Annotated in this window: 2 tRNA genes and 3 rRNA genes; all 5 read left to right on the top strand. The window is 55.9% G+C overall.

What is annotated here, in order from left to right:
- Window positions 1–216 precede the first annotated feature (216 nt).
- A 16S ribosomal RNA gene (locus tag GTY96_RS36915) occupies window positions 217–1,752 on the top strand.
- A 210-nt stretch (window positions 1,753–1,962) separates the two neighbouring features.
- Window positions 1,963–2,039: transfer RNA gene (locus GTY96_RS36910), tRNA-Ile, on the top strand.
- 49 nt (window positions 2,040–2,088) lie between these two features.
- Window positions 2,089–2,161, top strand: a tRNA-Ala gene (locus GTY96_RS36905).
- 292 nt (window positions 2,162–2,453) lie between these two features.
- Window positions 2,454–5,420: ribosomal RNA gene (locus tag GTY96_RS36900) — 23S ribosomal RNA — on the top strand.
- 173 nt (window positions 5,421–5,593) lie between these two features.
- Window positions 5,594–5,710: ribosomal RNA gene (rrf, locus tag GTY96_RS36895) — 5S ribosomal RNA — on the top strand.
- Together the 16S, 23S and 5S rRNA genes with 2 tRNA genes alongside form the textbook arrangement of a ribosomal RNA operon.
- The last annotated feature ends 56 nt before the right edge of the window (window positions 5,711–5,766 follow it).

Genomic DNA, 5,766 nt, shown 5'->3' with positions numbered 1-5,766 from the left:
CAAAAGTCGCGAAGCAGGACAAGCGGCTCGGTCTTTGAAAACCAAATAGCAAGCCCAAGAAGTAATGGATTGCGGAAACCGCAGTCAATTTTTTGAGGGCGTCTCACTCCGAGAGCAGCGCTGAAAAGCGCAGCGAGGAGGAGATGCCGACGAATCAGCGAGCCGAGACTCCTTAGCCGGGTCTCGGGGAACGCCGGTTCAAGCAAACCAAGAATACAATTGGAGAGTTTGATCCTGGCTCAGAACGAACGCTGGCGGCGTGCCTAACACATGCAAGTCGAGCGCGAATGGGGAAACCCTAGTAGAGCGGCGCACGGGTGCGTAACACGTGGATAATCTGCCTGGATGCCTGGGATAACCAGTCGAAAGATTGGCTAATACCGGATAAGCCCACGGTCTCTTCGGAGACTGAGGGAAAAGGTGGCCTCTGTATACAAGCTATCACAACCAGATGAGTCCGCGGCCCATCAGCTAGTTGGCGGGGTAATGGCCCACCAAGGCAACGACGGGTAGCTGGTCTGAGAGGACGATCAGCCACACTGGAACTGAGACACGGTCCAGACTCCTACGGGAGGCAGCAGTGGGGAATTTTGCGCAATGGGCGAAAGCCTGACGCAGCAACGCCGCGTGTGTGATGAAGGTCTTTGGATTGTAAAGCACTTTCGACCGGGACGAAAACCCGGAGGCTAACATCCTCCGGCTTGACGGTACCGGGAGAAGAAGCACCGGCTAACTCTGTGCCAGCAGCCGCGGTAATACAGAGGGTGCAAGCGTTGTTCGGAATTATTGGGCGTAAAGCGCGTGTAGGCGGCTTTGCAAGTCGGGTGTGAAAGCCCTCAGCTCAACTGAGGAAGTGCGCCCGAAACTGCAGAGCTTGAGTGCCGGAGAGGGTGGCGGAATTCCCCAAGTAGAGGTGAAATTCGTAGATATGGGGAGGAACACCGGTGGCGAAGGCGGCCACCTGGACGGTAACTGACGCTGAGACGCGAAAGCGTGGGTAGCAAACAGGATTAGATACCCTGGTAGTCCACGCCGTAAACGATGAGAACTAGGTGTCGTGGGAGTTGACCCCCGCGGTGCCGTAGCTAACGCATTAAGTTCTCCGCCTGGGAAGTACGGTCGCAAGACTAAAACTCAAAGGAATTGACGGGGGCCCGCACAAGCGGTGGAGCATGTGGTTTAATTCGACGCAACGCGCAGAACCTTACCTGGTCTTGACATCCTCGGAATCCTTCAGAGATGAGGGAGTGCCCGCAAGGGAACCGAGAGACAGGTGCTGCATGGCTGTCGTCAGCTCGTGTCGTGAGATGTTGGGTTAAGTCCCGCAACGAGCGCAACCCTCGCCTTTAGTTGCCACGCAAGTGGATCTCTAGAGGGACTGCCGGTGTTAAACCGGAGGAAGGTGGGGATGACGTCAAGTCCTCATGGCCTTTATGACCAGGGCTACACACGTGCTACAATGGCCGGTACAGAGCGCTGCAAACCCGCGAGGGGGAGCTAATCGCAGAAAACCGGTCTCAGTTCAGATTGGAGTCTGCAACTCGACTCCATGAAGGCGGAATCGCTAGTAATCGCAGATCAGCACGCTGCGGTGAATACGTTCCCGGGCCTTGTACACACCGCCCGTCACACCATGGGAGTCGATTGCTCCAGAAGTCACCTCACCAAGAGGTGCCCAAGGAGTGCTCGGTAACTGGGGTGAAGTCGTAACAAGGTAGCCGTAGGGGAACCTGCGGCTGGATCACCTCCTTTCTAAGGAGACCGGGCATCGGGCTCACTCTTCGGAGGAGCAGGCGATGCCAGCAGCCTTCGGGCTGTCAGGTCTACTAGGTCAATGTTTCCGGTAAACAATCCATTATGAACTTCGGGCTTGCTGTTTGGTTTTGAAGGACTGAGCGAGGTTGGCTCGGCTCTTTGAGAATGAAGGACGCTGTAGGGTTCGCCGATGCTTTAGCCCCGCTTGGGCCTATAGCTCAGCTGGCTAGAGCGCGCGCCTGATAAGCGCGAGGTCGGTGGTTCAAGTCCACCTAGGCCCACCATTTTCCCTCACTGGAGGGAAGGAAGCGGGTGGTGCCGACGCGAAGAGTCGGGGCTGTAGCTCAGCTGGGAGAGCGCCAGCTTTGCAAGCTGGATGTCGTCGGTTCGAACCCGATCAGCTCCACAAGTTACCTGCGGTAAGCAGGGACGTTCTTTGACAAGTGCATACGAAGGGTAAGTTGCAATTTCTGCTGAGTGAAGTTCTCAACAGAAGTGCCGACTTCGAAATGAGTCTTACCAGGCGCCGCGAGGCAGCCGGGTGGGGCGAAAGCGAAGTCTCCCACTTAAGAAGAAGCAGTGAGAATCAAGCAATAAGAAATGTCTTCCGGGCCTGCTGCGAAGAGCAGGGGTCTGGGCCTTGGTCACGAGTTTCGACAATCCGCCGGGAGGCGGGCGTGACGACAAGAGATCAGGGCAAGTAAGCTACTAAGGGCGTGCGGTGGATGCCTAGGTGCCAAGAGGCGATGAAGGACGTGGGTGGCTGCGAAAAGCTTCGGGGAGTTGCCAACCAAACGTTGATCCGGAGATGTCCGAATGGGGAAACCCAGCGCGGCGAATAGCTGCGTTACTGCAAACTGAATTCATAGGTTTGCAGAGCAAACCAGGGGAAGTGAAACATCTCAGTACCCTGAGGAAGAGAAAACAATGAGTGATTCCCAAAGTAGTGGCGAGCGAAATGGGAAGAGGCCAAACCAACGTCATGCAAATGGCGGTGGGGTAGCGGGTCCGCGGTAGGACTTTGACAGGCTAGTGGAAGCGTCCTGGAAAGACGCACCAAAGAGCGTGATAGTCGCGTACACGAAAGCCAGTTGGAGCTGAGCGGGTTACCCAAGTAAGACGGGACACGTGCAATCCTGTCTGAATCTGCCGGGACCATCCGGTAAGCCTAAATACTCCTTGGCGACCGATAGTGAACAAGTACCGCGAGGGAAAGGTGAAAAGAACCCCGGTGAGGGGAGTCAAAAGAACCTGAAACCGCATGTCTACAAGCAGTTCGAGCACTACGGCGCAAGCCAGTGCGAGAGCGTACCTTTTGCATCATGATTCGGCGACTTAATATACGTAGCGAGGCTAAGCCGATAGGTGGAGCCGGAGCGAAAGCGAGTCCGAACAGGGCGCTAAGTTGCGTGTATTATAACCCGAAGCGGGGTGATCTACACATGGCCAGGTTGAAGTGCGGGTAACACCGCATGGAGGACCGAACTCATGAAAGTTGAAAATTTCTGGGATGAGCTGTGTGTAGGGGTGAAAGGCCAATCAAACTCCGTGATAGCTGGTTCTCCCCGAAAGATATTTAGGTATCGGCTCGGGCAATTCAATGCCGGAGGTAGAGCACTGGAACGGCTAGGGGTCTCACCAGATTACCAAACCGTACCAAACTCCGAATGCCGGCAATTGTTATCCCGGGACGCAGTCAGTGGGTGATAACGTCCATTGGCAAGAGGGGAATAACCCAGACCGACAGCTAAGGCCCCCAAATCTAGTCTAAGTGAACACTAGAAAGGATGTGGCAGGTCATTGACAACCAGGAGGTTGGCTTAGAAGCAGCCATCCTTTAAAGAAAGCGTAATAGCTCACTGGTCAAGACAGGCCGCGCCGAAAATGTAACGGGGCTCAAGACTAGTGCCGAAGCTTCGGGTCACATACGTCAGGCGTATGTGGCGGTAGGGGAGCGTCCCAGTTGCAGCGAAGGTAGACCGAAAGGGCTGCTGGAGCGACTGGGAGTGCTGATGCCGAAATGAGTAGCGATAAAGGGGGTGAGAAACCCCCTCGCCGTAAACCCAAGGTTTCCTGGGTCAAGTTAATCTTCCCAGGGTTAGCCGGGTCCTAAGCCGAGGCCGAAAGGCGTAGGTGATGGCAAGCAGGTTAATATTCCTGCGCCATCTTGCAGACGTTGAACTGAGGGAGGACGGAGAAAGCTAGGCGAGCTGACCGGTGGTTGTGTCAGTCTAAAGGCGTAGGGGTGTCGCGTACGAATAAAGGCGCGGCAGTCATCCCCGAGACCCCATGGCGCCCCGCAAGGGGTAAGTCGCTGATGCTCTGCTTCCAAGAAAAGTCCCGCAGGGAGTCTGCAGGGTGTCCGTACCGCAAACCGACACAGGTGGGTGAGGAGAAAATCCTAAGGCGCTTGAGAGAACTCTCCTCCAAGGAACTAGGCAAATTTCCACCGTAACTTCGGAAGAAGGTGGGCCTCTGGTAGGTGTAGGCGTACAGCCGAAGCCGAGAGAGGTTGCAGAGAAATGGCGGTAGCGACTGTTTACCAAAAACACAGGACTCTGCGAAGGCGACAAGCCGACGTATAGGGTCTGACTCCTGCCCGGTGCTGGAAGGTTAAGGGGATTCGTCAGCCGCAAGGCGAAGCGATGATCCGAAGCCCCAGTAAACGGCGGCCGTAACTATAACGGTCCTAAGGTAGCGAAATTCCTTGTCGGGTAAGTTCCGACCTGCACGAATGGAGTAACGACTTCCGCACTGTCTCGGAGAGGGACTCAGCGAAATTGAAATAGCTGTGCCGATGCAGTTTACCCGCAGCAAGACGGAAAGACCCCGTGAACCTTTACTACAACTTGACAGTGACACTAGGGATTGACTGTGTAGGATAGGTGGGAGCCTTTGAAGCCGGGCCGCTAGGTTCGGTGGAGGCAACGGTGAAATACCACCCTGTTGATTTCTGGTGTCTAACCATGTCTCGTCAGCCGGGACTGGGACACTGTCTGGTGGGTAGTTTGACTGGGGCGGTCGCCTCCCAAAAAGTAACGGAGGCGCGCGATGGTTCCCTCAGCCCGATTGGAAACCGGGCGTCGAGTGCAATGGCATAAGGGAGCTTGACTGCGAGACCGACAGGTCGAGCAGGTGCGAAAGCAGGTCATAGTGATCCGGTGGTCCTGAATGGAAGGGCCATCGCTCAACGGATAAAAGGTACTCCGGGGATAACAGGCTTATCTCCCCCAAGAGTTCACATCGACGGGGAGGTTTGGCACCTCGATGTCGGCTCATCGCATCCTGGGGCTGGAGCAGGTCCCAAGGGTTTGGCTGTTCGCCAATTAAAGCGGTACGCGAGCTGGGTTCAAAACGTCGTGAGACAGTTTGGTCCCTATCTGCTGTGGGCGTAGGATACTTGAGAGGCTCTGACCTTAGTACGAGAGGACCGGGTTGGAGGCACCGCTGGTGTACCAGTTGTCTCGCCAGAGGCATCGCTGGGTAGCCATGTGCCGATTGGATAACCGCTGAAAGCATCTAAGCGGGAAACCGACCTCAAGACCAGGTATCCCGGGCGCAAGCCCCTGAAGACTCGTGGAAGACTACCACGTTGATAGGCTGGGTGTGTAAGCGCGGTAACGCGTTAAGCTAACCAGTACTAATAAGTCGAGCGGCTTACTTCCCCCCTTCTCTTGCATGCCCCCACGCGGGGAGTAAGGGACTCGGGGCCAAGGCCGAGGCCAGGACGCCACTAGCGCGTCCGCCCGGAAGACAGCTATTTTCACTCTTCTTCAGAAGAGGCTTCATTCAAGCAGAAGCTTGCAACTTACCCTTCGTATGCACCGTCAATCGCTTTTCCGGTGGCAATGTCGGAGGGGTCACACCCGTTCCCATCCCGAACACGGAAGTTAAGCCCTCCAGAGCCGATGGTACTCCGCGGGAAACCGCGTGGGAGAGTAGGTCGCTGCCGGATTCTTTTTGAAAGCCCCTGGTGCCTCATGGCGCCAGGGGCTTTGTCTTTGCGGGCTT

Origin of the sequence: Corallococcus silvisoli (assembly GCF_009909145.1) — a bacterium.
Taxonomy (GTDB): Bacteria; Myxococcota; Myxococcia; order Myxococcales; family Myxococcaceae; genus Corallococcus; species Corallococcus silvisoli.
The sequence above is the reverse complement of the archived record's forward strand: the minus strand, read 5'-3'. Positions and strand labels throughout refer to the sequence as shown.